General features: G+C 38.3%; 30 protein-coding genes and 1 pseudogene. 16 read left to right on the top strand and 15 right to left on the bottom strand.

Annotated elements, in window-relative coordinates; translation table 11 throughout:
- Positions 1 to 3: 3 nt before the first annotated feature.
- From cydX to FTT84_RS05490, 9 genes are all read right to left on the bottom strand, one after another.
- Entirely contained in the window at positions 4 to 105 is a 102-nt protein-coding gene (gene cydX / locus FTT84_RS05530) for a cytochrome bd-I oxidase subunit CydX (protein WP_002120988.1), read from the bottom strand.
- A 24-nt stretch (positions 106 to 129) separates the two neighbouring features.
- Positions 130 to 1,275, bottom strand: a complete 1,146-nt coding sequence (gene cydB / locus FTT84_RS05525; RefSeq protein ID WP_067767117.1) for a cytochrome d ubiquinol oxidase subunit II — start codon at positions 1,273 to 1,275, stop codon at positions 130 to 132.
- Entirely contained in the window at positions 1,272 to 2,858 is a 1,587-nt protein-coding gene (locus FTT84_RS05520) for a cytochrome ubiquinol oxidase subunit I (protein WP_180080304.1), read from the bottom strand. The genes cydB and FTT84_RS05520 overlap by 4 nt, the downstream gene beginning before the upstream one ends.
- Complete coding sequence (gene cydP / locus FTT84_RS05515) at positions 2,858 to 3,049, bottom strand: cytochrome oxidase putative small subunit CydP (RefSeq protein WP_180080307.1); 192 nt, start codon at positions 3,047 to 3,049, stop codon at positions 2,858 to 2,860. The genes FTT84_RS05520 and cydP overlap by 1 nt, the downstream gene beginning before the upstream one ends.
- Before the next feature lie 502 nt (positions 3,050 to 3,551).
- Entirely contained in the window at positions 3,552 to 4,658 is a 1,107-nt protein-coding gene (locus FTT84_RS05510) for a porin (RefSeq protein ID WP_180080309.1), read from the bottom strand.
- 309 nt (positions 4,659 to 4,967) lie between these two features.
- Positions 4,968 to 5,381 carry an HIT family protein gene (locus FTT84_RS05505; RefSeq protein WP_180080312.1) on the bottom strand — a complete coding sequence of 138 codons (414 nt, stop codon included), beginning with the start codon at positions 5,379 to 5,381 and terminating at the stop codon, positions 4,968 to 4,970.
- Between the two features lie 32 nt (positions 5,382 to 5,413).
- Positions 5,414 to 5,683 carry a YARHG domain-containing protein gene (locus FTT84_RS05500; protein ID WP_180080315.1) on the bottom strand — a complete coding sequence of 90 codons (270 nt, stop codon included), beginning with the start codon at positions 5,681 to 5,683 and terminating at the stop codon, positions 5,414 to 5,416.
- Between the two features lie 87 nt (positions 5,684 to 5,770).
- Complete coding sequence (locus tag FTT84_RS05495; RefSeq protein WP_180080318.1) at positions 5,771 to 6,643, bottom strand: NAD(P)-dependent oxidoreductase; 873 nt, start codon at positions 6,641 to 6,643, stop codon at positions 5,771 to 5,773.
- Positions 6,644 to 6,652: 9 nt separating this feature from the next.
- Positions 6,653 to 7,756, bottom strand: coding sequence for an alpha/beta fold hydrolase (locus FTT84_RS05490; protein ID WP_067767095.1), 1,104 nt, complete (start codon positions 7,754 to 7,756; stop codon positions 6,653 to 6,655).
- 142 nt (positions 7,757 to 7,898) lie between these two features.
- Between FTT84_RS05490 and FTT84_RS05485 the strand changes: the two genes are divergently transcribed.
- The 10 genes from FTT84_RS05485 (at position 7,899) to trpB (ending at position 16,358) form a co-directional block, all read left to right on the top strand.
- Entirely contained in the window at positions 7,899 to 9,086 is a 1,188-nt protein-coding gene (locus FTT84_RS05485) for an O-succinylhomoserine sulfhydrylase (protein WP_180056805.1), read from the top strand.
- A gap of 32 nt (positions 9,087 to 9,118) precedes the next feature.
- Complete coding sequence (locus FTT84_RS05480; protein WP_067767089.1) at positions 9,119 to 9,448, top strand: YbaB/EbfC family nucleoid-associated protein; 330 nt, start codon at positions 9,119 to 9,121, stop codon at positions 9,446 to 9,448.
- A gap of 12 nt (positions 9,449 to 9,460) precedes the next feature.
- Complete coding sequence (gene recR / locus FTT84_RS05475) at positions 9,461 to 10,057, top strand: recombination mediator RecR (protein WP_180080321.1); 597 nt, start codon at positions 9,461 to 9,463, stop codon at positions 10,055 to 10,057.
- A gap of 199 nt (positions 10,058 to 10,256) precedes the next feature.
- Positions 10,257 to 11,399 carry an HRDC domain-containing protein gene (locus FTT84_RS05470; protein WP_180056806.1) on the top strand — a complete coding sequence of 381 codons (1,143 nt, stop codon included), beginning with the start codon at positions 10,257 to 10,259 and terminating at the stop codon, positions 11,397 to 11,399.
- A 123-nt stretch (positions 11,400 to 11,522) separates the two neighbouring features.
- Complete coding sequence (locus tag FTT84_RS05465) at positions 11,523 to 11,831, top strand: YcgL domain-containing protein (protein ID WP_067767594.1); 309 nt, start codon at positions 11,523 to 11,525, stop codon at positions 11,829 to 11,831.
- A 21-nt stretch (positions 11,832 to 11,852) separates the two neighbouring features.
- Positions 11,853 to 12,236 (top strand): hypothetical protein, encoded by a 384-nt coding sequence (locus tag FTT84_RS05460; RefSeq protein WP_067767080.1) that lies wholly within the window; start codon positions 11,853 to 11,855, stop codon positions 12,234 to 12,236.
- A gap of 21 nt (positions 12,237 to 12,257) precedes the next feature.
- On the top strand, positions 12,258 to 13,109 hold the full coding sequence (locus FTT84_RS05455; protein WP_180056808.1) for a MoxR family ATPase: 852 nt from the start codon (positions 12,258 to 12,260) through the stop codon (positions 13,107 to 13,109).
- A gap of 9 nt (positions 13,110 to 13,118) precedes the next feature.
- Positions 13,119 to 13,673 (top strand): hypothetical protein, encoded by a 555-nt coding sequence (locus FTT84_RS05450; RefSeq protein WP_180080323.1) that lies wholly within the window; start codon positions 13,119 to 13,121, stop codon positions 13,671 to 13,673.
- Positions 13,674 to 13,820: 147 nt separating this feature from the next.
- Positions 13,821 to 15,008, top strand: a complete 1,188-nt coding sequence (locus tag FTT84_RS05445; RefSeq protein WP_180056812.1) for a VWA domain-containing protein — start codon at positions 13,821 to 13,823, stop codon at positions 15,006 to 15,008.
- Positions 15,009 to 15,149: 141 nt separating this feature from the next.
- Complete coding sequence (gene trpB / locus FTT84_RS05440; RefSeq protein ID WP_180080326.1) at positions 15,150 to 16,358, top strand: tryptophan synthase subunit beta; 1,209 nt, start codon at positions 15,150 to 15,152, stop codon at positions 16,356 to 16,358.
- Between the two features lie 8 nt (positions 16,359 to 16,366).
- Here the strand turns inward: trpB and FTT84_RS05435 are convergent, their stop codons facing one another.
- The 4 genes from FTT84_RS05435 to FTT84_RS05420 all read right to left on the bottom strand — a co-directional run bounded on the left by FTT84_RS05435 (position 16,367) and on the right by FTT84_RS05420 (position 18,117).
- On the bottom strand, positions 16,367 to 16,627 hold the full coding sequence (locus FTT84_RS05435) for a hypothetical protein (RefSeq protein WP_180191833.1): 261 nt from the start codon (positions 16,625 to 16,627) through the stop codon (positions 16,367 to 16,369).
- Between the two features lie 186 nt (positions 16,628 to 16,813).
- On the bottom strand, positions 16,814 to 17,245 hold the full coding sequence (locus FTT84_RS05430) for a CBS domain-containing protein (protein WP_067767065.1): 432 nt from the start codon (positions 17,243 to 17,245) through the stop codon (positions 16,814 to 16,816).
- A 108-nt stretch (positions 17,246 to 17,353) separates the two neighbouring features.
- The gene (locus FTT84_RS05425) at positions 17,354 to 17,731 is read right to left on the bottom strand and encodes a DUF2750 domain-containing protein (protein WP_180080332.1); all 378 of its coding nucleotides are present in this window, start codon (positions 17,729 to 17,731) and stop codon (positions 17,354 to 17,356) included.
- Between the two features lie 152 nt (positions 17,732 to 17,883).
- Positions 17,884 to 18,117 (bottom strand): hypothetical protein, encoded by a 234-nt coding sequence (locus FTT84_RS05420; protein ID WP_067767062.1) that lies wholly within the window; start codon positions 18,115 to 18,117, stop codon positions 17,884 to 17,886.
- 223 nt (positions 18,118 to 18,340) lie between these two features.
- Here FTT84_RS05420 and FTT84_RS05415 point away from each other — a divergent pair, with 223 nt between their 5' ends.
- Together FTT84_RS05415 and FTT84_RS05410 are read left to right on the top strand one after the other, a co-directional pair.
- Complete coding sequence (locus tag FTT84_RS05415) at positions 18,341 to 18,700, top strand: hypothetical protein (RefSeq protein WP_067767059.1); 360 nt, start codon at positions 18,341 to 18,343, stop codon at positions 18,698 to 18,700.
- Positions 18,701 to 18,809: 109 nt separating this feature from the next.
- Complete coding sequence (locus FTT84_RS05410; protein WP_081410338.1) at positions 18,810 to 19,133, top strand: hypothetical protein; 324 nt, start codon at positions 18,810 to 18,812, stop codon at positions 19,131 to 19,133.
- Here FTT84_RS05410 and FTT84_RS05405 read toward each other — a convergent pair.
- Positions 19,057 to 20,625, bottom strand: a complete 1,569-nt coding sequence (locus tag FTT84_RS05405) for a pitrilysin family protein (protein WP_067767056.1) — start codon at positions 20,623 to 20,625, stop codon at positions 19,057 to 19,059. The two genes, FTT84_RS05410 and FTT84_RS05405, sit on opposite strands and share 77 nt — an antisense overlap.
- Positions 20,626 to 20,739: 114 nt before the next feature.
- Positions 20,740 to 22,074 (bottom strand): annotated as a pseudogene (locus FTT84_RS05400) (M16 family metallopeptidase); the annotation flags it as partial.
- 241 nt (positions 22,075 to 22,315) lie between these two features.
- Here FTT84_RS05400 and ftsY point away from each other — a divergent pair.
- From ftsY to FTT84_RS05380, 4 genes are all read left to right on the top strand, one after another.
- Entirely contained in the window at positions 22,316 to 23,407 is a 1,092-nt protein-coding gene (gene ftsY / locus FTT84_RS05395; RefSeq protein ID WP_180080335.1) for a signal recognition particle-docking protein FtsY, read from the top strand.
- A 175-nt stretch (positions 23,408 to 23,582) separates the two neighbouring features.
- Positions 23,583 to 24,269, top strand: coding sequence for a nitroreductase family protein (locus FTT84_RS05390; RefSeq protein WP_180080338.1), 687 nt, complete (start codon positions 23,583 to 23,585; stop codon positions 24,267 to 24,269).
- Positions 24,270 to 24,500: 231 nt separating this feature from the next.
- Positions 24,501 to 25,094 carry a nitroreductase family protein gene (locus FTT84_RS05385; protein ID WP_180080341.1) on the top strand — a complete coding sequence of 198 codons (594 nt, stop codon included), beginning with the start codon at positions 24,501 to 24,503 and terminating at the stop codon, positions 25,092 to 25,094.
- A 192-nt stretch (positions 25,095 to 25,286) separates the two neighbouring features.
- Entirely contained in the window at positions 25,287 to 25,913 is a 627-nt protein-coding gene (locus FTT84_RS05380) for a DUF2057 family protein (protein WP_180080346.1), read from the top strand.
- The last annotated feature ends 509 nt before the right edge of the window (positions 25,914 to 26,422 follow it).

Below are 26,422 nucleotides of genomic sequence, written 5' to 3'. Positions count from 1 at the left end.
TTGTTATTCCTCATCTAGATCTTGATGATGTTCAATATACAAGGCACTGAGTACGCCAGCAAAGCAGGCCATCAAAATACCGAGAATCCAAGCAAAATACCACATTGTTTTATCTCCTTAGACACAGCCTTAGTAGAGGCTGTGTGAATTCTCTTCAATATGTTTGTTAGTGACCACGCCCCACATTTTGTAATAACACCAAGTGGTGTAACACAAAATAAGTGGTACGAAAATACATGCAGCAACTGTCATTACAGTCAGCGTATTTTTACTTGATACCGCATCCCACATAGTCAAACTTACAGTTGGATTAAGGCTTGAAGGCATTAGGAAAGGGAATAGTGCAAAACCAGCAGTTAGAATCGCACCTGTTACTGCTAGGCTTGAACCAAGGAAACTAAAACCAGCTTTGCCTTTACCAGCGGCAAGGATGACTATTAAAGCGCCCAAAATTGCCATGATTGGAGCAATCATAGTAATTGGATATGTGCTGTAGTTGTTCATCCAACCCGGATTAGCATTAGTAATGACTTCTTTGGCTAATGGGTTAGCAACGCCATTGGTATCAAAAGGTTGAACCAAAGTGTAACCTTGAATGTTGCCGAAGTATAACCAAGCCCCTGCTAACAAGAAGCAAACCAAGAAAACGATACCCATAATTTGAGTCGCTTTAGCAGAACGTGCACGTAAGTCGCCATCTGTACGTAGCATGAGCCATGCACCACCGTGCGCGCAAAGCATAGATAAACTTACAATACCGCATACCAAGGCAAATGGATTAAGTAGCGCGAAAAAGCTACCTGTATAAGTTGAGCGTACAGTTTCATCTAGTGTAAAAGGAACACCGAGGAACATATTACCAAAAGCTACACCGAATACTAATGCAGGAACAGCGCCACCTACAGCTAGGCCCCAGTCCCAAGAGTTACGCCATTTGGTGTTCTCAAGTTTAGAACGGTAGTCGAAGCCAACTGGGCGTAAGAACAGGGCAAATAAAACCAGTAATAGTGCCCAATACATGCCTGAGAATGCTGTTGCATAAACCATAGGCCATGCAGCAAATAACGCACCACCTGCAGTAATGAACCAAACTTGGTTACCGTCCCAATGTGGGGCAATCGTATTGATTGCCGCACGACGTTCTTCGTCTTTTTTACCTACGAATGGCATGATTGCCATTGAACCCATATCGAAGCCATCTGTAAGGGCAAAGCCAATGAGTAGTACACCCACAAGCACCCACCAGATTATTTTGAGTAATTCATATTCGATCATGCTTGTGACTCCTCAGTTGCCTTTTTCGCAGCTTCAAGTTTTTCAAAATGGTATTTACCAGTGTGAAGTGAGCTTGGGCCAAGACGTGAGAATTTGATCATTAAATACATTTCAATGATAAGAAGTACAGTATAGAACGCGGCCAATGCAAGGATTGAACCCCATACATCACCAGTGCTTAAGCTAGAAGCTGAAAGGTGAGTTGGTAGGACTTCACCAATAGTCCATGGTTGACGGCCAACTTCAGCAACATACCAACCTGTTTGAGCAGCAATCCAAGGGAGTGGAAGTGCAAACAAGGCAAATTTCAATAACCATGGTTTGTTTTCAGCATTGCGTTTACCTACAGCAAATGTTGCAAGTACGAATAACAGTAGCATTAAGAAACCAGAAGCGACCATTGCACGGAATGCCCAGAACAAACTTGGAACGTGCGGAATAGTGTCTTTCGCAGCGGCTTTAATTTGCTCATCAGATGCATCAACTACGTTGTCAGTGTATTTCTTAAGCAATAAGCCGTAGCCCAAATCTTTTTGTGATTCAGCAAATGCGGCTTTTAATTCAGGAGAAGTATCGCCTGCACGGAGTTTTTCTAACTGAGAGTATGCAACCATACCGTTACGAATACGTTCTTCATGTTGAACGATCAGGTCTTTAATACCTGTCACTTCTTTGGTTGTTGAACGTGTCGCAATGATACCCATCACATAAGGAATTTTGATGGCATAGTCGGTAGACATGGTTTCTTTGTTTGGAATACCAAATAAAGTAAACGGTGCTGGTGCAGGGTGAGTATCCCATTCTGCTTCAATTGCAGCGAGTTTTGTTTTTTGAACGTCGCCAATTTCGTAACCAGATTCGTCACCCAGTAAAATTACTGAAAGCGTAGACGCTAAACCAAAAATTGCAGCGATGGCGAATGAACGACGCGCAAAAGGTAAGTCACGTTTTTTGAGTAAGTAGTAACTTGAAATTGCCAGTACAAAAATTGCGCCAGTGACATAACCTGCTGAAACAGTATGTACGAATTTCACCTGAGCGACTGGGTTGAAAATCAATGCACCGAAGTCCATCATTTCCATACGCATTGTTTCGTAGTTAAAGGCAGAACCAACTGGGTTTTGCATCCAGCCGTTGGCAACCAAAATCCACAAAGCCGACATATTCGAACCGAGTGCAACTAGCCAAGTCACAGCTAAATGCTGGACTTTGGATAGACGATCCCAGCCGAAGAAAAATAGACCAATAAATGTAGATTCAAGGAAGAAAGCCATTAAGCCTTCAATAGCCAGTGGAGCACCGAAAATATCACCTACATAGTGTGAGTAATATGCCCAGTTAGTACCGAACTGAAATTCCATGGTCAAACCGGTAGTAACACCTAAAGCGAAGTTAATACCGAAAAGTTTTCCCCAGAACTTCGTCATGTCTTTATAAATTTCTTTACCCGAAATCACATACGTGGTTTCCATAATGGCAAGAATAAAAGCCAGACCTAAAGTTAGTGGAACAAAAATAAAGTGATACATCGCGGTCATTGCAAATTGGAACCGCGAAAGATCGACCACGCTTTCAGAAATCATCAACGTGTCTCCTTGGTTTGGGAAGGACTGCCGGCAATATGCTCAGCAACTTGATTGTCAAAATTTTGAGGGATAGTAGGGGCGTCGAACCAAATGTTTTTAATGATCATTAAAAGAATGACTTTAATTATTAGAATTGCAGTTATTTCTTTGACCACACGACGATTTAAATCTTTGAAGGTTAAGCTCATTGAGACAAGCCTATTTCTTGAAGTTGATTTATATTATTAACAAAACTACACAAAAAGGAAATAGCTATAACAGTTAAAATAAAAATATATTATTAACTTAAGTTAAAACAATATCTTATGAATTTAAATAGTTAAAAAATAAACTAATTTTACGTGAAAAATATCCGAGTAAAATACTTGTATATAAATGATATATTCTGACTGATTTAGTCATATTTTATTGGAAAATTAATCCCGACTAAATTACTTATATTTACTTAAAATGAACATCTAATTAATATAAAGATACAATGGTATTAATACCAACTAATTTAGTCATGATTAATATGTCTTAATTTTTTACAGCTAGAACTTGAATAAAAATTATTCTAAGTTGCTGAAAAATATAAGGTAATATACATCACACTTTTTTGGCTAAATTTGAAATATTTTGCATTTAATAAATTTTCTCAATAAAAAAGACATACCAAGGTATGTCTTTTGTCTTTTATTTTGGATTAGCTTAGAAGTCGTAACGCAGACCGAGTGATAATGCAGTCGCATTTTCGTCGGCAACGCCACTGATACCATTGCCAAAGCTGCGACCTTCTTTCCAAGGATTAAGTTTTGAATTTTTGTCGTTAATTACAGTTGCTAAGTTGCCGTATACCCGTAGGGTGCTGTCCAATTTGTGTTCGACACCTACACCAACTAAGCTTGCATTTGCGTCATCTGCATCTACATCACGGTAGAAATATTCACCGCGTACAGAAGTTTTAGGTGTTACTTTGTATTCGCCAGCTACACCAAAGACTTGAGCATCTGGGTTTGCCGTATCATTATCGTGTTTTGCAATTTGATATAACGCACCTAAGTTAAATGCTTCGGTGAGTTTGTATGCACCTGCAATACGGAAGGCATCGCGGCCTGCACTGCCAGCAGCATTTGCAGCATTTTCGTCATATTTTTCATATGCCGCAGCAAAGTCGATCGGACCTTCTTTGTAGGTTAAAGCTAAGTCATAAGCTTTGTTGTCGTCTTTGCCCTCTTTTACACCTTCTGCAGGAGGAGTGGTGGTAGCATCAACACGTCCGATATTGGTGCCTGAGTGCATAGATATTGCAGCGAGGACGTTAAAGCCGCCACCAAATTTTGGTGATTTATATTCGATGGTGTTTTCGTTACGTTCATCAAATTTTAAGTTGCCTACGCGAGTTACGTTACGTACGTCACCGACCATATCACCGAAGAAGTTAACTGGACCACGTGCAACTTTGAATGGGCTATCGAAGCGACCTACACGTGCTTGACCATAAGTACCGCTTTTTAAGCCAACAAATGTATCACGTGTTGAAAAATCTACACCTTTGCTGTCTTGGCTACCGCTGGCAAAGTTTACTTCTTGTTCTATTTGCGCAAATACGTTTAAGTCATCATTGATTTTTTGGTCTACTTTGAAGCCTAAGCGTGAAGAGTTAGAAGAAAGCCCAACTTCGTTGTAATCTTTACCATCATCAAGATAGTCAAGAGAGACATGTGCACGGCCATAAATTTTTACATCTGCAGCAGATGCCATCATAGGTGTAAGAATTGTTGCCCCGATTGCTAATGCACATAGAGTTTTTTTCATTTGAAGCTCCAAAAGACTTTTCCAGTCATATCAATACGTTTTATCAGTAGCTTGGCTAGAAATAATTTCGCTATCTAATGGCGCTAAGTATTCATTACAAATAAGACAGTTCTATTAAGGAAATATTTCAAATCCATGAAATGTGCTAGGAGAAAATTGAAAAATTATTTTTAAAAAGATAATAAATTACAATAATATAAATTATAGTTTTTCTTGGGAAATTAAAATTTTAATAAAGAAATTATTTGGCTGAGACACAAAAAATGGAGCCGAAGCTCCATTTATAACAAATTAAAATTCGTGTGAATTTTAAAGTGCAGCTTTAATTTTTTCACCAATTGCTTTGATTTTTTCCATATCACCCAGTTGAGCGGCATGCTTACCTAACTCATGTACTGATGTTGGGATAAGATGGAAATGAACATGCGGAACGGTTTGGCCCGCAGCTGCGCCAGAAAGCTGCATTAAGACAATACCTTTCACATCCAAAGCTTTTTCCATTGCTTTCGCAACTTTTTGCACAACTTGAATGGTATAGGCAGCAGCTTCAGGATCTAAATCAAGCAGGGTTAAAGCAGGAGTTTTTGGAATGACTAGGGTATGACCTTCAGCCTGAGGCATTACATCCATAAATGCGAGAACTTGCTCGTCTTCATAAACTTTAAATGCTGGAAGTTCGCCACGTAAAATACGTGCAAAAATATTTTGATCATCATAAGTCATTGCTAAATTCCTTGAGCTAAACTGAATCGTAATTATTTACAGTTCAATTCTTTCTGACGTTCTTTGATGGCGTCAAGTCGTTGTTGCTCTTTTTCTGAAAATTTAGGCTTAGTTGTGTAGCAATTGTCATTGCCAAACTTCGCTTTCGCTTCAGGATCTTTAAAGCAGAAACCTTTTGATGCATAAATCACATCATGGTCATTTTTCAACTTTTGGCATTCTTGCTCAGATGCTAAAACAGTAGTAGAAGCCCCGATTAAAGTTACAGCACCTAGCAAAGTTGCGAGGGTAAATTTGTTCATGAGAGTTTCCTCAGTCATTTGTAACAATGTGTGTTTGACACTAGAGTAAAATATTATGGTTATTTATCTTTATTCAATGGCGAGATATTACTCAATTGTAATTTTACTCCATTTTTCATACATAGTTACGGCAGTGGAAAAGTCACTATTTTCTTCAGATAAATCACTGGCTGCCTGTATTAGATTCTGTGTTAATGATAACACGGGTGCGGACAGTTTTGCTTGGCGAACAAGATCAACTGCAATGCCAGTATCTTTTGCAAGTAACGGAAGTGCAAAGGTTAATGGAAATTGACGATTTAATATACGTTGCGGTAAAACGGTTTCCGTGACCATGCTTTTGCCACTTGATGCATTAATACAGTCTAAGGCTTCATTAAGATTAACACCATGTGCTTTGAGTGTAGTAAAGCCTTCTGCAACAGCACAAAGATTTACAGCCATTAACATGTTGTTTACAGCTTTTACAGCGAATCCTGCACCAGATGCCCCCACATGTTTTATCAATTTCCCAAAGCACTGCATTGCTGGAAGTGCACGTTCAAAAGCTTTTATATCACCACCGACCATTACAGTAAGTGTGCCATTTTCTGCACCAATAGTTTGACCGCTGACAGGCGCATCTAAGAAATCTACTCCTTGTGATTTAACAATTTGAACAAGCTTTTGTGCTGATTCAGGCACACCACTGGTACAATCCACCCAAATAGAGCCAGCTTTAAGTTGAACACCTGCAAGTAGATTTTCGACATCTTGGCTGGTCGGTAAACATGAAAAAATAACGTCGGCTTGAACGGCTTGCTCTAGTGAGACCGCTTGTGTGCCAAACTCAGATGCATGTTGTTCTGCTTTAGTAAAATTACGATTCCATACGTAGACAGTATCAAACTGTTTTGGTAAGTGTGCTGCCATTCGATAACCCATTGCACCTAAGCCGATAAATGCTACTGACTGAATCATAATTACCCTCTAAATATTGTCTTTCACTAAACTTGATCGTTGTTCTAACCATGTAGTCATTTCAGGCCAAAAAATATTCGCGCTTTTAGAACTCGACATTAAACCAAGATGACCACCGGGAATCAGAGTAAACGTGACATCATGACTATTTGTCAATTCGCTTAAAGGCTTTGCTGCATCTGCAGTCACAATCTGATCGGTTTTACCGGCACCAATAAGTAAAGAGCAATTGATATTTTTAAGTTCAATTTTTTGTTCTTTTAACTGAATTACTCCAGTCTTTAGTGGATTTTGCAGCCAGACATTAAACACCATGTCCTGATTAATACCGCCAGGATAGTCGATCATGTGGTTGAGAAAGTTGCCCATGGTTGCGTGTTCATATAAATCATGCACATTGTCTAAATTAGATAAAAATTGCTTTTGGCTCTTAAACCATCCGACAGGGTCCACAATTTTAAAGCCGAGCGCATTGACTAGGCCTGGTGTATGCAGAAAATGCTTCGGAATTTTACCTGTATAAAAGGTGTCTTGAAGTCGTTTATTACGCGAAATGATTTGATTGGTCTTTTTAAATAAAGTACCAATTTTACCCGAAGCATAACTGTCTATTGGTGCACCCATCACCATCAGGTTTTTGACATGTTCAGGTTGGTGAAGTGCAGTATAAAGTGTGACAAAAACGCCTGCCATGCTCCAACCATGTAAAGAAATATAACGGCTATTGGAATGTTCACAGATTTGATCAATACAATAGGGTATGACATCGTCAATAAAAGACATAAAGTTTAAGAATCGATCCTGATAGCTGAGTTTGCCCCATTCCAAAAGGTAGACATCAAATCCACTATGCTGAAAATGTTTAACAAGTGAACGATAAGGATACAGGTCATAAATTGACATATTTATGGCAAGTGGTGCGACAAAAACCAAAGGTTCTTTAAACTTACGTTCTGGTGAGGCGTAATATCGAACTTTGGCATGTTTATATTCGGTAATGACTTCAAAAGGCGTGGATTGTGAAAGTATGAGCGATTTAGCATTAAATACCCGAGTAGACAGGTGCTTAAATTTTTTCTGCTGCGTCATAAATTTTTGTTTGAATGGGTGCATAACTGTCAATTGCCTGAGTCCTTGTAGGATTGATCGAAGTCTAAGCGATATTTGCGTATTATTCCTTGACCTTAAATAGCTTAGACGCTCAAAATATTGGCAATTCTTCACAAAAGGCAGTCCCAGAGACTGAGTAATGCAGATGAGCCAACAAGACGACATCGAATATCAATTAGAAACGCTTGCGATTCGTACAGGTCATACTCGTACTTTTGAGGGTGAGCATAGTGAGCCAATTTTCCTGACTTCATCTTTTGTTTGTGAAAGCGCCGCAGACGCAGCCGCAAAATTTTCAGGTCAAATTGAAGGCAATACTTATTCACGCTATACCAACCCGACTGTTCAAGCGTTTGAAAAACGTTTAGCTGTTTTAGATGGTGCTGAGGCAGCCGTTGCCACAAGTTCGGGTATGGCAGGTGTACATGCGATTACTTTGGCCTATTTAAAGTCTGGTGACCATGTTGTTTGTTCACGTGCAGTCTTTGGTTCAATCATTTCTCTATTTGAAAAATATGTCATCAAATTTGGTGTAGACGTTACATTTGTAGATTTAGAAGATTTAGATGCTTGGAAACAAGCAATCAAACCGAATACGCGCCTTTTATTTATTGAAACACCATCAAATCCATTAGCGCAAGTAGGCGACCTACAAGCGATTGCTGATATTGCACATGCACATGGTGCTTTATTTGCAGTAGATAACACGTTCTGTACACCTGTATTACAACAGCCAATTAAATTTGGTGCAGATCTCGTGATTTACTCATCAACCAAATATATTGATGGTCAAGGTCGTGCTTTAGGTGGCGCGGTTGTGGGTAGTGCAAAATTAATGGAAGAAATTACTGGTGTAATTCGTACACTTGGTAATTCTATGAGTCCATTTAATGCATGGATCTTTTTAAAAGGCTTAGAAACACTCAGTCTACGTATGAAAGCACATTGCGAAAGTGCACAAGTTTTGGCTGAATGGTTGGATGCACATCCAAAAGTTGAAAAAGTTTATTATGCAGGTCTTCCAAATCATGAAGGTCATGCTTTGGCGAAAAAGCAACAAAAAGGTTTCGGCGGTGTCGTATCATTTGTTGTAAAAGGTGAGCGTGAAGGTGCTTGGACTGTAATTGATAATACTAAATTCCTTTCAATTACAAGTAACTTGGGCGATGTGAAATCAACCATTACACACCCAGCAACGACATCACATGGTCGTATGTCAGCAGAAGCGAAGAAAGTTGCAGGTATTAGCGAAGGTTTAATTCGCGTATCTGTTGGTTTAGAAGATATTAATGATATTATTCGCGATATTTCACGCGGTTTAGATCTTATCTAAACTCAATTAGTCAGTTTTGTTCGGAGATTTTTATGAACATTAATATGCTCATGCAGCAAGCTCAGCGCATGCAAAAAGAAGCTGAAAGCAACATTAAAAAAGCCAAGGAACAGCTTGCACAAGTCGAAGTTCATGCTGAAGCAGGTGGTGGCCTGGTGAAAGTAACGATGACTGCACGCCATGTCGTTAAACGTATCGAAATCAACCCTGAATTACTTCAAGATGATGCTGATATGATTGAAGACTTAATTGCAGCAGCAATGAATGATGCTTCTCGTCAAGCTGAAGCAGTGGCAGAAGAAAAAATGAAATCTGCAAATTCAGGTATGGGTCTACCACCAGGTCTAGCTGGTCTATTCTAAGGAAATATCCCAATGTTTAGTGATCGTTTTGATCAACTTGTACAGGCATTGCGGATTTTGCCAAGCGTTGGGCCGAAATCGGCTCAGCGTATGGCACTCCACTTAATCATGAAAAATAGAGAAGGGGCAATTGGTCTAGCGCATGCATTGACTGAAGCTACTAACTATATTCATGAGTGTTCAATCTGTCATTCGTTGACTGAAGATGAAGTATGTAATATTTGTTTATCTGCAGAGCGAGATGAGCAATTATTATGTGTAGTTGAGTCACCAGCAGATGTCATGGCGATTGAACAAAGTGGAAGCTTTAGAGGGAAATATCATGTCCTTGGCGGGCATCTATCACCACTCGATGGTATTGGGCCAGATGAAATTGGTATTCCACACTTGGTACATCGTTTAAGTGATGGAAAGGTTCAAGAAGTTATTTTGGCGACAAATGCCACGGTTGAAGGTCAGGCAACAGCACATTATCTTGTTGAAGCAACCAAGCATTTACCAGTGCAAATGACACGTATTGCGCAAGGTGTACCACAAGGCGGTGAGTTAGAATATGTTGATAGCCATACACTCAGTCAGGCTGTACACAACCGCATGAGAATGAAATAAAGGTAGAGCGAAATTCGTTTCGCTTTTCTTAAATTATTAAATTAGTTATAGTTTATAACGATAACAGAAAAACGAATTATTTTATAAAAAACCGATATAACGGAAATAAATACTCAAAATTTAATCAACCCTTATAGAAAAATATTATATATCGGTTAAGATAAGCTCAAAGAGCATCTAATATTAGACTCAGCAATTTATGTATCAATTTATTCAAAAGCAAACGGACTTAGATACAGTTCTAAATCTGATGAACCAGAACTCAATTTATGGACTCGATACCGAGTTTATTAAAGTTGATACCTTGTGGCCAAAACTGGGACTTTTTCAAATCAATGTGCAAAATCAGGTGTATTTACTTGATGGTACAACCCTTGATTTGACTCAGTTTTGGGACAAATTGTTTAACGCACAGCAAAATATTTTTCACGCATGCAGTGAAGATATTGATTTGATCTATCATTATGCACAGAACAAGTCTTTGCAAAATGTATTTGATACTCAAGTTGGAATGTCATTCCTAGGACATGGTTTGCAAGTGAGTTATCAAAATGCGCTTAAAACCATGCTCAATGTTGATATTGATAAAGATCAAACACGCTCTGATTGGTTAGCTCGACCACTAACACCTGAACAAATGATGTATGCAGCGAATGATGTGCATTATTTAATGAATTTGAGTCAAAATATCCAAAAAGATTTGGCTGAAAAAAGTTTATTAACTTGTGTGCTTGAAGACTGTAAAAATTTAACGCGTGAAATTGGTACAGAAACACCAATCCATCAGCTTTATCATGATATTGGTAATTATCGCCATTCGCGTCGTCAGCTTATGCAAATTCAGCATTTAGCGGTATGGCGTGAGCAAATGGTGAAGGCGTTAAATCAGCCGCGTAGTTTTATTTTAAAAAATTCAACTATTATTGATATGGTTGAAAAAAATCCACGTAATAATTTTCAGTTGAGTTCAATTAAAGACATTCGTGCCAATATCGTGCGCGAACATGGCAAGACTATTTTGGATTTATTGAAGTTCTTACCTGAGCAAGCAGAATGGCCACTACGTATGGCGCGTCCTATTCGTCACTCTTCGCAGGATATTGGTGCGCGTGTAGATGAAGTGATTCAGCAGGCTGTGCATGAAACCACTGTTCCGAAAGAAGTGCTGATGCGTAAAAAATGGCTAAATGCTTTGTATCAACACGTGGTCTTTCACAATGATGAACAAGATTTGCCAAACTATTTATTGGGCTGGCGTTATGATTTGTTAACTAAGCCTTTAATAGAGGTGTTACATGCAGATGAAACGTATCTATCACGTCAAATGAAGGTGATGGAATAGGGTAGATTGATTAAAGAACTATCACTTATACAAATTCACGACTGATGCGTTAATAAACACTAATGTATCAGTCTTTTTTTTGATGTATCCTTTGCCTTGCGATTTATGAGTATTGATTCAATTATGTTCTGTTCTATCTACAAATCGAGCAAAAAAGATGAAATGTATCTTTACGTTGCTCGCCCTGAAGTGAAAGAAAACGAAGCTGAAGCTGCCGATCCGTTAGATGTATTGTCTGAAGCGTTACGTAAGGCTTTTGGCCGTGCGACATTTGTTATGGATTTAGAGTTGACTGAGTCTCGTAAACTTGCACGTGTTAATGTGTTGCATGTTATGGACTCAATTGAAACCAAAGGCTTCTTTATTCAAGTGCCGCCTGAAGGTTTAATCGATCCAAACGCAGTAGCTCCAGAAGGCTTGCGTGGTGCATAACAATAATTCAGGAGTTGTGAAATGAATGGTGTAGTAACTGTATTGGACTCAATTCCTGAAAGCAGCATTGCAATCACGGTATACCTTGGGGGAGCGTTGATTGCATTGTTGTGTTGGTATGGGCTCATGAAGCGCGTACCTAAGCCATTTGGTGCAATAGGTTGGTTATTGGTATTTGCTATTTTATTAACACCAACTGTTTCTGCTGGAACCAATGCTTCAATTGCACCGGCTATTTTTGGTTTGATTTTTGGTGTGTTGACGAAAGATCAGCCATTAGTTTGGTCAAATTTATCTCTGATTATGTTTGTGGTTGGTATTGGCTTGGTGATAGGTTATTTCTGGTCACGATATGCTGCTACAAAGCCTACACAGGTTGTAAAAAAGAAAACTTCACCGCTTTAAATAAAAAAATAAGGTTATGTCATGTCTGTTGAAACGCAACAATTTACTGGTACAGCGCAATACATCGCTACAGATAGCTTAAAACTGGCTGTAAAAGCTGCTCGTTCACTTCAAAAGCCGCTCCTTGTTAAAGGTGAGCCTGGCACGGGTAAGACCCTGTTGGCTGAACAAGTAGCTGAAAGCTTGGGCCTTAAACTGATTACATGGCATATCAAATCAACCACGAAAGCACAGCAAGGTCTGTATGAGTATGATGCTGTTTCACGTTTACGTGATAGCCAACTTGGTGACGACCGTGTTTATGATATTAAAAACTATATTAAGCCGGGTAAGCTTTGGGAAGCGTTTACTAGCGAAGAACGCTGTGTCTTATTGATTGATGAAATTGATAAAGCAGACATTGAGTTTCCTAACGACTTATTGCATGAGCTCGACAAAATGTCGTTCTATGTCTATGAAACTGGCGAAACAATCACAGCGGCACAGCGTCCAATTGTGATTATTACTTCGAATAATGAAAAAGAATTACCAGATGCTTTTTTACGTCGTTGTTTCTTTCATTATATTGAATTCCCTGATGAAGCGACCATGCGTGAAATCATCGATGTACATTTTGATAATATTTCAAACACATTGGTATCTGAAGCATTACAAGTGTTCTTTAAGTTACGCCAAATTCCAGGCCTGAAAAAACCACCTTCAACGTCTGAGTTGATTGATTGGTTAAGTTTATTGATGGCAGATGATATGCCAGAAGATATTTTACGTAACACTGATAAATCAAAATCAATTCCACCGTTGTATGGTGCGTTGATTAAAAACGAGCAAGATGTGCAATTGCTTGAACGTTTAGCATTTATGTCACGTCGCTAAGTTGCATATTTGAAATTTAAAGCCGGTTTGTCCGGCTTTTCTTTTGTATGTATTAAGGCTACAGGTCTGTATTTTATGTTTAAGTTTTCAAAGATGAAATTTCATGTGCTGTTTACAATGGCGCTGATAATAAATTTAAGCTGCATTTCTGTACAAATTTCAGCGATGGATGCAGATACATTTCAACAAACACATGATCAATTGATAAAAGATGGCTATTGGGCACAAGTGGCCGAAAAACAATTAGAAGAAAAGCTAATGGGGCAAGCTGAGAATGAAATAGTTCAACAGGCGATCCAATCTAAGCAATGTATCTCGAAGTATTATGAGCTGCAATTTTATGATTTTATACTAACGAATTTTAAAGAATATCAGCAATACCGCCGAGAAATGGGTTTTACGCGGGCAGTGGATGTGCAAAAGCTGAAACAGGAGCATGCCGACATCAACCATAAATTCGTTGCTCTTCAGCAAACTTTAATCGGTACAGCTTTTCCTTGTCATTTACCTCTAGAAACTCAAAATCTCAATAATGTCAGCTCGAATGATATGAATAGGCAGTGAAAGCTTTTCGCTTTACTTGCTAGGTGCAATTTTTCATAATGTGTGCAGTATAGAGGTTAGCTCAGTTGCATAACGCATAAAAATATCTCATGCAATTAAACTGGCTTGGCCTTCCGAAAACTTAATTTTATTGGATTTTACTCGCCTATGTTTGTGCGACTGTTTTATACCCTCAGAAAATATGGCGTGCCAGTATCGACACGAGAACTAATTGACCTTAATGAAGCGGTTGCAGCAGGGCTTGTTTTTGCGAATCAAGACGAATTTTATCAACTTGCAAAAACCGTCATGGTAAAAGATGAGCGCTTCTTTGATAAGTTTGACCGAGCGATGAAAGATTATTTTGATGGCATTGCAACGTTTGATTTAGATGAATTGCTGAATCAGGTTCATAAGCTGCCAAAAGACTGGTTTGATCTAGAGCTTATTGAAAAGCATTTAACTCCTGAACAACGCGAAGAATTAAAGAAAGCGGGTTCGTTAGAAGAACTCATGAAAATGCTTGAAGAACGTTTGCGTGAGCAACATAAAAAACATCAGGGTGGCAACAAGATGATAGGCACGGGAGGGACATCGCCCTTTGGTGCTTATGGTGATCATCCTGAAGGTGTGCGCATTGGTGGGCCTGGGCGTAAGCGTTCTGCCGTTAAGGTTTGGGAACAACGCCAATATCGCAATTTGGATGACGATCAAATTTTGGGTAGTCGACAAATGCAAATGGCATTACGTCGATTGCGTAAATTTGCGCGTCAAGGTGCAGCAGAAGAATTGGATATTGACGGCACTATTCGTGAAACAGCCAAACAAGGTATTTTGGATGTTCAATTGGTGCCAGAACGTCGTAACCGCATCAAAGTTTTGATGTTGTTTGATGTTGGTGGATCTATGGATGCACATATTGCACAGTGTGAGAAGCTATTTAGTGCAGCCAAAACTGAATTTAAAACTTTAGAATATTTTTACTTTCATAACTGTCTATATGATTATGTATGGAAAGATAATATCCGTCGTTCAAGTTCACGTATGAATACGTGGGATTTGTTTAATACCTATGGACGGGATTATCGGGTGATTGTGGTAGGTGACGCCAGTATGGCACCGTATGAGTTAAATTCTGCGGGCGGCTCAGTTGAATATATGAATGACGAAGCAGGACAAGTTTGGTTACAGCGTTTACGTAATCACTTTGATAAAACAGCTTGGTTAAATCCTGAAGAAGATAACTATTGGCACTATACCCAAACGATTGGTGCGATTAAGCAAATATTTGAAGATCATATGTATCCGATGACCCTTAAGGGGGTAGAAGATATGACAAAATATTTAGCACGTTAAATCATTTTAATGCGGTAGGCTGTGGAAATAATAGACTGCTTTTAGTGAGAAGATGCGTTTTGACTTGTTGTATAAAGTCAAAATTCGTTAGTATCGGGGCAGTCTTTTTTATACCTAATTTCTTAAAGCGAAGGAAATACGATGGATCATCAAATTAATGGCATTGCTTTACCCAACGAAGAAGGCTTCTTTGGTGAATACGGTGGTCAATTTATTCCACCTGATTTAAAGCAGGCAATGGACGACATTAATGTTGCTTATGAACAGATCCGTCATACAGAAGAATTCCAAAATGAATTAAAAGAATTATTTGCACACTATGTTGGCCGTCCAAGTCCATTATTCTATGCAAAGCGTCTATCAGATAAATTAGGTGGCGCACAGATTTATCTTAAACGTGAAGATTTAAATCATACGGGTGCACATAAAATTAATCACTGTTTAGGTGAAGCACTTTTAGCAAAATACATGGGGAAAACCAAAGTGATTGCTGAAACGGGTGCAGGGCAGCATGGTGTTGCATTGGCTACAGCATGTGCACTTGTAGGTATTCCATGTGAAATTCACATGGGACAGATTGATATTGAAAAAGAACACCCTAATGTGGTGAAAATGAAGATTTTAGGTGCCAACCTGATTTCGGTTACACGTGGTACCGCAACATTAAAAGATGCTGTGGATAGTGCGTTTGAAGAATATTTAAAAGATCCGAAAAATTTCATTTATGCGATTGGTTCTGTGGTTGGCCCACATCCGTTTCCTAAAATGGTGCGTGACTTTCAAGCAATTATTGGTGAAGAAATTAAAGTTCAGTCGAATGACCGCTTTGGCTCAAATCCAGATTATGTCGTTGCATGTGTTGGTGGTGGTTCAAATGCAGTCGGTGCATTCAGCGCATTTTTAAATGAAGCAGATGTGAAATTGGTAGGTGTAGAGCCTGCGGGTCATGGTTTGGATACAGATATGCATTCTGCAACCTTAACTTTAGGTAAGCCAAGTCAAATTCATGGTATGGCGTGTTATGTACTTGAAGATGAACAAGGTCAACCGTTACCAGTGCATTCAATTGCATCCGGTCTAGATTACCCAGGTGTTGGTCCACAGCATAGTTTGCTTAAAGATTTAGGTCGTGTTGAATATACTACAGCGACTGACCAAGAATGCTTGGATGCGTTTATGACTTTGTCTCGTGTGGAAGGTATTGTCCCTGCACTTGAAAGTTCTCATGCAGTTGCGTGGGCATTACGTGAAGCACCAAAACTGACTAGAGACATAAAAATCGTAGTCAATGTGTCAGGTCGTGGTGATAAAGATGCTGATTATGTTGCTGCAAAATTAGGTCTTAACTAATCGCTCAATTAAAAAAGACTAAGTTGTGCATCCTTGTTTGAAGATGTATAAATTTTCTGAACTTGATCATCAATATCCCAGTTTTTAACTGGGATATTTTTTTTGACATAGCTTTTATAAAAACTGTGGTCAAAGACTGATGAAATTGGAATAAGTTCAGGATGTAAGGTATAGATAACAGCTTTGCTAGCTAATAGTTCTGTGACTGCTGCCGCAAGCTCAAGGTTAATGGTACGTCTATGTGAACTGAGTAAAGGATCATGTTTCATTGATACCATTAATGATTCAAGTTTTGAAATTATGCAATCAATTTGATTTAAGTTATCTGAAGCTGAATTTAGTATTGAGTAATTTCTTTGTAATTTTATTGTCATTACGTTTATTGGGTGCTTAAAATTATGCAATGATATTGATTAATTCTCCCCCTTTAACTATTTGATAAAGGGGAAATTAATTTAGCCTGAAATGTATTGTTGAAGTTGTTCAATCAATTTACGTTGATCATCCATCGCAGCTTTGACTAAATCACCAATCGAAATAAGACCACTCAGCTGTTTATCTTCAACTACAGGTAAATGTCTCAAGTGGCGATCTGTCATCAATTCAAGGCACTCTTCAACCGTTGCTGCTGTAGTCACGGTAATCACGCTACCGGTCATAATTTCACTTACTGTGGTATCAAAAGAGGTTCTTTCCATGAGGGCAATTTTTCGCGTGTAGTCACGCTCTGAGAGAATTCCAACCACATTGCCTTCATGAGTAACGACAAGCGCACCAATGCTTTTCTCAGCCATAAGTGAGATCGCTTCGAGTACGGTTGCATCCGGTGTAATTGTGTAAATTTCTTTGTAGGCTTTGTCTTTCAAAACTTGTGCAACAGTAGTCATATATTTTGTCCCTTATAGTATTTTTTGTTTAATTTAAATTAGCGTGAAATTTAGAAAATGCAAACACTTTTCAGTGTCTGCATCAGTTATTTTGTTAGTCAATTTGAATTAAACAGTACGCATATTTGGCGTTGAAAAAAAGAAATGGCGCATTTGCATAGTCGTAAGTTTTAATTTGATGTTATTTGAACTATATAAGGCAGGTGTGACTTTGAGCCTTGTGAGTGTTGGTAATAGCGCTACTTCAAAATCACGTGGAGTAATACGTCGTGGTGTGTAGTTTGGCCAATTCTTCTTGGCATATTTATGTGCCTGAATACCATTTAACCAAAAGGGGAAGATAATATCATCTTGATCGCTGGTCATCGCCCAGCCTTGTTGGTGATAAAGTCCCCATAAAACACCACAGTACATCATTGTTTTTAAAATACTAATTTTAAAAAATAACTCTTTTTGAATCGGTTTATATTGCTTTAATTTAGACATCATATGCAGCGTGTTGTTGATGTTGCTCCTATTGTAGAAAATTCAAATGAAATTACTGTGTATGTCTTGAACTTGATTGTAAGAATTTATGTATATAAATAGCTAAGTCAAAAAGTAAAGGGTGAAAAAAACGCCACCTGGGTGACGTTTGATTATGCTTGCAATGTGGCCATGTTTTGCCAATATTGCGCTTTAAGTGAGTCACGCTCTACACGGAAACCTTGGTAATAAAGTTCAGCTAAAAACATTGCTGCTTTACCATGGCCAGCGCGAGCTGCTTGTTCCAATTCATGTACTGCATCGCTGAAGTTCATTTGAGATTGGATTGTATTTACTGCTGTTGCATAAACGTGTTCAAGTTCATGCTGAGAGAATTGTTGAATCATATTAAACTCCTTATTCTAATTATGATCATTCAAGGGCCCATTCTTTAGCCCTTTTAACTAATATAACTAAGTATTATTAAACTAATATTACAATTAGCTTGAATTGTCAACTATTACTGCAAATATTTTACTTGTTGGTATAGTTTACATGATTAAACAATGAACATTTGCTTAATTGATTAAAATACTAACATAAGAAGTTGTAGATAATAAGGAGAAGGACATGAGTAGAATTTTAGACGGTTTGACTTTAGATTATCCTCCTACAATGTCTCAAATTGTGGAATTGGCGCATCAACATCGACGAAACTTAGATGATGCAATTTTTCATCAAGAAATACATTTAGGGGATTTTGGTTTAGCACAGCGTAAACGGGTTTATGATTTCACGCGTGATTTAGATAAGAATCAACGCTTAGAATTTTACAATGCTTATAACGGAGAACTATTAAAAATAGCTGATGATGATGATTTGCATCCTGCACATGCAGAAGGTGGGATGAGTATTTTTGCCGTCATTATTGTGTTGGCTATTATTGCATTAATCCTTTATTTTGCTGTGATTCGTACCATTATTCATTAAAAGATACGATTTAGTCACATGGCACCATTTTGAATTGCTTATGAATTAAGCAGGATTACTTGAACTTATTTAACGTCAGCCATACACTACTTTTAACCTGAGGTAGTGTATGACTATTGATTTAGAAAAAATTATTCAATTCAAATCTAAAATACAGCTTGAGCAAGTCTATAATATTTTCGTTTCAATGATGATTGCGATTATTTTGATTCTCGCTGTAATTGCATTATGCCGTCCTATTTCCGTGCAACAGTATCAAAACGTATCAAGTCTTGCTGTTCAGCAAAGCTATCCTGAAACTCAAGAAATGGCTGTGTTATTAAAACAGCAAGATAAAATACGAATGGCTGCTTATCTTAAATTGATGCACGCTTATCAGATGGAGTCTGTGCGGGCACATCAGTTGCCGGCATTGGCAGAGGAGCAACATTAGAGGGTAATTGCTTAGGCTCAGGTGTTGTTCCTAAATTCTCTTGTAAAATGTGTTTCAGTTGTTCTTTGTCCAGTTGCTGACTGACAACAATTACTGTCATATCTTCTGGATGCATATATTTTTGCACAGCTTGTTGTACATCATTTACTGTTATTTTTTCCAAAAGCTTTGGATATTGGGATAAGTAATCCGTTGGTTGATCATAAAAACCGAGTAGCCCTAGTTGAGCGTTAATAGTTGAGTTACTGCTGTAATTGTTGGGGAAAGCCCGAAGCATCCCTGCTTTTGTTTCTTCAAGCTGTTTTGCATCAATCGGTTTTTTTACAAAGTCGACATAGGCTTTGTGTGCTACTTTGATGCTATCAACGAGTTGATCCTGACGTGTGCCATAACTAAAACTAAATGTTCCAGGGGATTGGCTAAAGCTAAAAGAGCTATAAGCTCCATAGGTATAGCCGCGCTTTATACGAAGTTCTTGCATTAGTATGGAGTTAAAACCACCACCACCAAACATTCGATTGGCAACTTCTAAGGCTAAACGATCTGGATTATTACGAATAGTGCCTAAGTGCCCAAACATCACATTGGCTTGTGTCGAATTAAATGGCATATAAACGATGTTAAAACCATTCTTTTCAACTGGGGTTGCTAACGGTTTTGCTTTTTCACCTTGTTTTAAGTTACCTGAAAGTCGTTCGGCAAGATTTTGGGCTTCTTTAGTGCTCAATTTGCCTGTAATCGCAATATTCATATTTTGTGCAACGAGAAATTTATCGCGAAACGTTTTTAGAATTTCCGGTGTGATTTTTTTGATACTACCATTTGTTCCTGTAATTGGCTCTGCATAAGGATGCGTGCCATATAGTTCACGATTAAAGCGAATACCCATGAGTCGGCTTGGGCTTTCTTGTAGTTGCTTTTGACCTGCTTGGTTATTGCTTAAGGCTAAGCTAATACTGGAATTTTTAAATGTTGCATTTTTGAGTATCTCCATCATCATGCCGAGTGCAGGCTCAAGTTTTTTAGGGTCGGATAAAACCCGTAGTCGCATCACAAACATGTCTCGGTGTGCTTGTATGCTCATCTGGGCACCAGATTGATCAAATACCGATGCTATTTCTGCAGCATTATACTTTTCCGTGCCTTCATCCATCAGGCGAGCGGCCATATTCGCTGTACCAAATAAACCTTTTCCAACTTCTTCATCACGTGCGGCACCAGCATTGAAAGTAAGCTGAATATCGACCATTGGTAAATCTTGTGATTCTACAAAAAGTGTGCGAACACCATTTCGGTTTTTTAGTTCTTGCACATGAGGTGCACGATATTCTTTCTCTAACTGCACGTTTCGCAGACTTTGCAGCATTGGAATGGACTGTAGTTGACTCGGATTGTCATTAATATCAGGTATATTTTCAGTATAACTTTCCGCAAAAACCAGACCGCTCGTAATGGATAACACGCTCAGGCATAAAATTTTCAATGTAGACATGTTTATTCCTTAAATCGCATTATCTGTTTCGATAGATTGAGCATTTTGTGGCACACTTGGCGTTGCTTCAACTTTTTCATTTTTGTCAGCAGGGGCTGGGTTAATGGTGCTTATTTGATTGTTTTCTTGTTCAGGCAAGAGATACATGGTACTTAAGTTCTCCCGTACAAAATAAGCATTGGCAACGCGTTGAATGTCTTGAGCACTCACGTTTTCATAATATTTTGGAAGTTCATCCATCAAGCGAAAACTTAATCCATTGACTTCCAAATTACCGATCATTTTTGCCTGACCACTAATATCGTCTTGGCTATAGATTAAATTGGAAATAAATCGTGTTGTAATACGTTCTACTTCAGGGCTTTTGACTAATTCTGCTTTAAGTAAATCAATTTCATCCTGAATGGCTTTTTGCGCCTGTTCCATTTTGATGCCATCTGCGGGTAGTGCAGAGATGCTAAATAGGCTATCGCCACGATTATAAGGATCATAAGAGGCGCTGACCGCGGTTAATATTTTACGCTGACGTACCAACTTGTCTTGTAGGCGTGATGAAATACCACTGTCTAAGACATTTCGAATGATGTTTAACGCATACGCATCTTGCGGATTTTTTGCTGTAGCAAGTGAATGTACATTCCAAGACATGTAAAGATTTGGTACTTGTACAGGAAGTTTAAGTTCCATATGGCGATAACCAATACGCTCAAATTCTAAAACATCATTCCGTTCAGGCGTTTTACGTGATGGGATGTCTCCAAAATACTTTTGGACTTGTCGAATCGCAGACTCTGCATCCACATCACCAACAATGACTAAAATCGCATTATTGGGTGTATACCATTCTTTGTACCATTGCTTTAAGTCTGTTAATTTGATGTTTTGTAGATTCTTCATATGGCCAATCACAGGTTGGCGATAATGACTGGTGGGGTATGAAATCCATTTAAAGCGTTCGAATGCTAATGACCGGGGATTGTCATCGGTACGCTGACGACGTTCCTCCATCACAACTTTAATTTCTGGGTCAAAGTCTTGCTGTTGTAAGCGTAGATTACTCATACGATCGGCTTCTAATTCCAAAGCCATTGGAAAATAAGCCTTAGGATAGAGTTGATAATAATTGGTGTAATTGGTAAATGTTGCAGCATTAATACTGCCACCGTAAATTCGGCTTAAACGTGTGAATTCATCATTCGGAACCTTGGTCGTTCCTTTGAACATCATATGCTCTAAGGCATGAGATATACCGAGCAGATTGCCGGATTCATCGCTACTCCCAACTTTGTACCAAATATGCGTCATGACCATGGGCGCGCGATGATCCTCACGAATGATGACTTTTAAACCATTTTTAAGTGTGGTTTCAAACGTTGTTCGCGTAAGTTGGCTACGTGTATCAGCATATAAATAACTGCTTGCCAAAATGCTGCTTGCAGCTAGGCCAATATGAAGAAGAGAGCGAATTAAATAATTGAAAAGACGAGGAGAAATCGTTTTTTTAGAGGACACAAATCTATCCGGTAAAATCTATTTTATATACTGATATTTTGCCTAAGCGTGCTTTGAAAGCAACTGAAACGTGTTGTTTTTTGGTGTGTGTGTGGCTCATAGCACAGGAAAGGCTCAAATTAAGATAAGTTATGTTAGAATCTCATTTTTTTAACGCAGTGCTTTTCAAGGATTCGGCATGCAACAGCAATCTAATGGGCAGAATAAATTTTTGATTGATGCTGATATCGGTGATGACGATGTCACGTTACCGAGTTTACCTGCGGTAAATGTGCCGATTATCGAAACAGCAAAAGCACAGGAACAAATTGTACCTGAAGTGAGTGAGACTGAAGCACCATCTAAAGGTGGTTTCTTTAGCCGCATGAAAGAAGGCTTATCAAAGTCTCGTAAAAACTTAGCCGATGGTATGGTCAATATCCTGATTGGTGGTAAGGAAATTGACGATGAGCTTTTGGAAGAAGTGGAAGAACAACTTCTGGTCGCTGACATTGGTGTAGAAGCAACAAAAACCATTATTGCAAATTTGACGGAGCGTACTGAGCGTGGTGATTTAATTTACTCGCACTCATTGTATAAAGCTTTACAAGAAGAATTGGTTGCTTTGCTTGCACCACGCGTAAAACCTTTGCATATCGATACAAACAAAAATCCGTATGTGATTTTAGTTGTAGGTGTGAATGGTGTTGGAAAAACAACCACCATTGGTAAATTGGCTAAACGCTTACAAGGTGAAGGCAAGAAGGTTATGTTGGCTGCAGGTGATACCTTCCGTGCAGCAGCAACAGAACAACTTCAAATTTGGGGTGAACGTAACAATATCGCCGTTGTCGCACAGGGTCATGGTGCAGATTCAGCATCTGTGATTTTCGATGCATTCGAGAGTGCACGTGCCAAAGGTGTTGATGTGCTGATTGCAGATACTGCTGGTCGTTTGCATAACAAGGGTCACTTAATGCAAGAATTGACCAAAGTTAAACGTGTGATGCAGAAAATTGATGCAACAGCGCCACATGAAGTGATGTTGGTGGTTGATGCAGGTACAGGTCAAAATGCAATTAATCAAGTTGAAATGTTTGATGAAGCAGTTGGACTAACAGGTTTGACCATTACCAAGTTGGACGGTACAGCAAAAGGCGGTGTTTTATTTAATATTGCCAGCCGTACACATGTGCCAATTCGCTTTATTGGTGTGGGTGAAAAAATTGATGATTTACGCCCATTCTCTGCCAAATCCTTTGTTGCTGCGCTATTTGAAACCGATAAGTGAAATGCGTGACAATTCACACAAACTCCGTTAAATGCGGAGTTTGTTGTTTTTTGCGTGGTTGATTGATTTAAAAAGGAACAGTAAATAATTTTATAAATCAAAATATAGGCATAGAAACCCTTAAAATAAACATGGATTTATTTCATTTGAATAATTTTAAATTTGGGGTGTAGGTGTGGCGTTGCTCGATAAAATTGGTCATGTATTGACTGCGGATATCACGAAAGACTTTAAATTAAAAAAGAAAAATATCGAAATGGATACATCAGTTTCTTTTGTAGAGCAATTAAAGAAACGACGCAGTATTTATGATTTAGGCAAAAAAGTTCATTTTAGCCAAGCTTATATTGCTGAATTAATTCAGGAATCTGTTCGTTGTTGTCCGTCTGCATATAACTCGCAAAGTACCCGTATCGTTGTGTTGTTTGGTGATTCACATCAACAATTTTGGGACATTGTTAAAGAGGTACAGCGTAAAAATGTGGCTGCACATATTTTTGAAGGGGCTGCCTTAAAGGTTGATCAATGCGCTGATGCTTTTGGCACGGTATTATTTTATGAGGATCAACAAGTAATTCAGCAATTACAGAAAAAAGTACCGTTTAGTGCCGAAGATTTCCCAGTATGGTCTGAACAAACATCAGGGATGGCGCAGTTTGCTGTTTGGACGTCCATTGCGGATGCAGGAATGGGGGCATCATTACAACACTATAATCCACACATTGATCAAGCCATTGCAAACTTTTTAGGGATTAATGGACATTGGTTGCTCCGTGCACAATTGGTTTTCGGTTCTGTAGAAGGAAATGCACCTGAGCGAGAAGAGCCTGAAGATCAAGAACGCTTTCGAATTTACACTTAATTGAATTGAACTTTTTAAAATTAACCTATGATGAATATGTGAAGATAGTGTAAATACAGCGGTGTCTGTGCTGTCGCTGTATTTTTTAAGATAAAGCAATATTACAAAGTTAAAAATCATTGTTCTAGAAATAAAACACAATGTTGTAAATACAGTCATGTAATTGTTAAAAACTTCAATTAAGATTATTTCAATCCATTTATATGATCTGAAAATAAAAAGAGGCTTTCTATGTCATTCCTTAACCAAATTGAACAACGTCGTACCATTTATTCGATTGGTAATAATGTAACTTTGTCACAAGCTGAAATTGAACAGACGATTAAAGATGCTGTGCGTTTAAGCCCATCATCATTTAACTCACAGACATCTCGTGTGGTTATCTTATTTGGTGATTCACATCAACAATTTTGGAATATTGTCCGCGAAACCTTGAGAAAAATTGTACCTGCTGATGCTTTTGAAGGTACTAATGGCAAAATCAAGAGTTTTGCAGCTGGTTTTGGTACAGCTCTGTTTTATGAAGATCAAGCAGTTGTGAAAGCGCTTCAAGAGCAATTTGCGTTATATGCCGACAATTTCCCAGTTTGGTCAGAACATTCAACGGCTATTGCTCAATTTGCGACATGGACAGCATTGGCGGAAAAAAATATTGGTGCGTCTTTGCAGCATTACAACCCAATTGTAGATGAAGAAGTAGCGGCAGCATTTTCAGTGCCTGAGAATTGGAAATTACGTGCACAACTTGTATTTGGTTCTATTGAAGCACCAGCGGGTGAGAAAACTTTCATAGATGATGCTGAGCGCTTTAAAACATTTAATTAAGTTTTGTGACTTAAAGGCATTCAGAATATTAAAAGGGCGTATTTCGCCCTTTTTTTTATATGTATAAAATAAAAAAGATATCTGAATTATGGATTGAAGCTAAGCGTAGAGTAATAAATTGATGTCATACCATTGTCATATATGCATAGCATAGTGCAAATCAACTTTAAAATTTGAATATGAGTGATAACCATGACTTTACGCTTTACAGTTGCTGCTGCGACATTATTGATGAGTAGTGTAGGTTTTGCTGCAGTAACATTAACAGTTCCAGAAGAAATTAAGATTGTGGCTGTTAATGATCAAGAGTTAAGTGGTGGTTTATTTCGTTCGGCAGAAAAATACACTTTAAACGCTGGCGAAAATGTCATTAGTGTTCGTTATACCGAGTTTTTTCAACATCCAGACAATTCACACGATATTTTAAAATCTGGAGTTGCTTCAATACGTACACCGGTTCTGGCCGATGGCCAAGAATATCGATTGGCTTTAATAGATGCACCTAAAGACTTTGATAAAGCGCAAAACTATAAAGATCAGCCAATTTTTGGTTTGTACAATAAAGCGAATCAACTTTTGGTTCAGCAACAAGGGGCAAAACAAGAGCAGAAAGCAATTTTCTCAAATGCGATTTTTGGAAATAATCTTGATCTAACCAAAAAAACGGCTGCACCTGCAAATCAGCCAGCGCCAGTATATACACAAAATACATCAGCAGTTGTGAGTGCTTCAGATCAACAATTAATTCAGTTATGGCAAAAGGCGACCAAAGTTGAACGCCAGGAATTTATGAGTTGGTTGGCTGAACAGTCCAATTAAGATTAAAGCCTAATTTAAAAAGGATCCAATGAAGCTCAGGTTTTATATCATTGCTTTATAAAATTAAAAGCTCACCTTTGGGTGGGCTTTATCTTTATATAATGTTAGTAAATTCAAAATTTGCTTAAGTCAGCACTTTAATAAAACTAAAAAACGGCTTATATTGAATGAATACTAAGCAGAAAAATGCTTTTAGTTTAAAATATGATCACTTATACCTAATATTGTAGAAATTTCTACAATTGGGGCTTGTGTTTGTTTTTATTCTCTATAGAATACGCTGCATACCAACGCAGACAAGCAAACGCACGAAGTGCTGAGTTGTTGAATGTTTGGTTTTACTTGCTGGTGATGAATCAGCAAGAAGATCATTAAGAGATTATGAAGAACAACTTGTGTGGATTTTTACTAGTTGATCAGTCGAAATTATTTTCATTGATTGATGGTAGAAATTACTCGAAGTTTATTTGAGAAATTAATGTCAGAAAATTGATGAGCCAGATTTGGTG

The organism is Acinetobacter sp. YH01019 (genome assembly GCF_013420285.1).
GTDB classification, from domain to species: Bacteria; Pseudomonadota; Gammaproteobacteria; order Pseudomonadales; family Moraxellaceae; genus Acinetobacter; species Acinetobacter gandensis.
Note: the sequence above shows the minus strand (reverse complement) of the source record. Positions and strands in the feature narration are given on the sequence as shown.

What these genes read in the sequence shown, in the direction of transcription:
- cydX (WP_002120988.1), bottom strand. Translation starts at nt 105, where the DNA reads ATGTGGTATTTTGCTTGGATTCTCGGTATTTTGATGGCCTGCTTTGCT.
- cydB (WP_067767117.1), bottom strand. Translation starts at nt 1,275, where the DNA reads ATGATCGAATATGAATTACTCAAAATAATCTGGTGGGTGCTTGTGGGT.
- FTT84_RS05520 (WP_180080304.1), bottom strand. Translation starts at nt 2,858, where the DNA reads ATGATTTCTGAAAGCGTGGTCGATCTTTCGCGGTTCCAATTTGCAATG.
- cydP (WP_180080307.1), bottom strand. Translation starts at nt 3,049, where the DNA reads ATGAGCTTAACCTTCAAAGATTTAAATCGTCGTGTGGTCAAAGAAATA.
- FTT84_RS05510 (WP_180080309.1), bottom strand. Translation starts at nt 4,658, where the DNA reads ATGAAAAAAACTCTATGTGCATTAGCAATCGGGGCAACAATTCTTACA.
- FTT84_RS05505 (WP_180080312.1), bottom strand. Translation starts at nt 5,381, where the DNA reads ATGACTTATGATGATCAAAATATTTTTGCACGTATTTTACGTGGCGAA.
- FTT84_RS05500 (WP_180080315.1), bottom strand. Translation starts at nt 5,683, where the DNA reads ATGAACAAATTTACCCTCGCAACTTTGCTAGGTGCTGTAACTTTAATC.
- FTT84_RS05495 (WP_180080318.1), bottom strand. Translation starts at nt 6,643, where the DNA reads ATGATTCAGTCAGTAGCATTTATCGGCTTAGGTGCAATGGGTTATCGA.
- FTT84_RS05490 (WP_067767095.1), bottom strand. Translation starts at nt 7,756, where the DNA reads ATGCACCCATTCAAACAAAAATTTATGACGCAGCAGAAAAAATTTAAG.
- FTT84_RS05485 (WP_180056805.1), top strand. Translation starts at nt 7,899, where the DNA reads ATGAGCCAACAAGACGACATCGAATATCAATTAGAAACGCTTGCGATT.
- FTT84_RS05480 (WP_067767089.1), top strand. Translation starts at nt 9,119, where the DNA reads ATGAACATTAATATGCTCATGCAGCAAGCTCAGCGCATGCAAAAAGAA.
- recR (WP_180080321.1), top strand. Translation starts at nt 9,461, where the DNA reads ATGTTTAGTGATCGTTTTGATCAACTTGTACAGGCATTGCGGATTTTG.
- FTT84_RS05470 (WP_180056806.1), top strand. Translation starts at nt 10,257, where the DNA reads ATGTATCAATTTATTCAAAAGCAAACGGACTTAGATACAGTTCTAAAT.
- FTT84_RS05465 (WP_067767594.1), top strand. Translation starts at nt 11,523, where the DNA reads ATGTTCTGTTCTATCTACAAATCGAGCAAAAAAGATGAAATGTATCTT.
- FTT84_RS05460 (WP_067767080.1), top strand. Translation starts at nt 11,853, where the DNA reads ATGAATGGTGTAGTAACTGTATTGGACTCAATTCCTGAAAGCAGCATT.
- FTT84_RS05455 (WP_180056808.1), top strand. Translation starts at nt 12,258, where the DNA reads ATGTCTGTTGAAACGCAACAATTTACTGGTACAGCGCAATACATCGCT.
- FTT84_RS05445 (WP_180056812.1), top strand. Translation starts at nt 13,821, where the DNA reads ATGTTTGTGCGACTGTTTTATACCCTCAGAAAATATGGCGTGCCAGTA.
- trpB (WP_180080326.1), top strand. Translation starts at nt 15,150, where the DNA reads ATGGATCATCAAATTAATGGCATTGCTTTACCCAACGAAGAAGGCTTC.
- FTT84_RS05435 (WP_180191833.1), bottom strand. Translation starts at nt 16,627, where the DNA reads ATGAAACATGATCCTTTACTCAGTTCACATAGACGTACCATTAACCTT.
- FTT84_RS05430 (WP_067767065.1), bottom strand. Translation starts at nt 17,245, where the DNA reads ATGACTACTGTTGCACAAGTTTTGAAAGACAAAGCCTACAAAGAAATT.
- FTT84_RS05425 (WP_180080332.1), bottom strand. Translation starts at nt 17,731, where the DNA reads ATGTCTAAATTAAAGCAATATAAACCGATTCAAAAAGAGTTATTTTTT.
- FTT84_RS05420 (WP_067767062.1), bottom strand. Translation starts at nt 18,117, where the DNA reads ATGATTCAACAATTCTCTCAGCATGAACTTGAACACGTTTATGCAACA.
- FTT84_RS05415 (WP_067767059.1), top strand. Translation starts at nt 18,341, where the DNA reads ATGAGTAGAATTTTAGACGGTTTGACTTTAGATTATCCTCCTACAATG.
- FTT84_RS05410 (WP_081410338.1), top strand. Translation starts at nt 18,810, where the DNA reads ATGACTATTGATTTAGAAAAAATTATTCAATTCAAATCTAAAATACAG.
- FTT84_RS05405 (WP_067767056.1), bottom strand. Translation starts at nt 20,625, where the DNA reads ATGTCTACATTGAAAATTTTATGCCTGAGCGTGTTATCCATTACGAGC.
- ftsY (WP_180080335.1), top strand. Translation starts at nt 22,316, where the DNA reads ATGCAACAGCAATCTAATGGGCAGAATAAATTTTTGATTGATGCTGAT.
- FTT84_RS05385 (WP_180080341.1), top strand. Translation starts at nt 24,501, where the DNA reads ATGTCATTCCTTAACCAAATTGAACAACGTCGTACCATTTATTCGATT.
- FTT84_RS05380 (WP_180080346.1), top strand. Translation starts at nt 25,287, where the DNA reads ATGACTTTACGCTTTACAGTTGCTGCTGCGACATTATTGATGAGTAGT.